General features: G+C 40.4%; 1 protein-coding gene. It reads right to left on the bottom strand.

All coding sequences use genetic code 11. From position 1 onward, the window contains the following. Positions 1 to 85: 85 nt before the first annotated feature. The coding region (map, locus tag AB4238_RS18630; protein WP_372034794.1) for a type I methionyl aminopeptidase at positions 86 to 621 on the bottom strand (536 nt) is incomplete at its 5' end.

The following is a 621-nucleotide window of genomic DNA, read 5'->3' on the forward strand; positions in this document are numbered from 1 at the left end:
AATGCAATTGGTATTACTTTCCAAAATAGAAAAAACAATGATAAAAAAGGCGTGATAATTCACGCCTTTTAATCTGCATCAATCCTTAATGATTGATGATACGTGGAAGATCTTTTTCCTCTTCACGCAGTGTTAGTACTTCAACACCTGTTTTGGTGACCAGTAGAGTATGTTCCCACTGGGCTGAATTCTTACCGTCTGAGGTAGTAACAGTCCAGTTATCACTTTTATCAAGTACGCTGGTATGGCGACCTGCATTGATCATAGGCTCAATGGTAAAGCACATGCCAGCACGCAGAACAGTTTTATCATTGTTCTTGTAATGCATCACTTGTGGCTCTTCATGGAATACTGCACCAATGCCGTGACCGCAATAATCGGTGACGATGCTGTATTTCTCTAGACCTGTCTTCTTAGACTTAATGAATTTTTCAATTAAGGTACCAATTTCACCAAGTTTCATGCCTGGTCGAACTTTCTTGATACTGGCATATAAACTTTCTTGTGCAATGCGGCAAAGGCGAGCGTTCTTAGGACTCACGTCACCGATAAGGAACATTTTAGAGGTATCGCCATGGTAACCATCTACAATCACGGTAATATCTATGTTGATGATATCGC

This window comes from Shewanella sp. 10N.286.45.A1 (assembly GCF_041470405.1).
Taxonomy (GTDB): Bacteria; Pseudomonadota; Gammaproteobacteria; order Enterobacterales; family Shewanellaceae; genus Shewanella.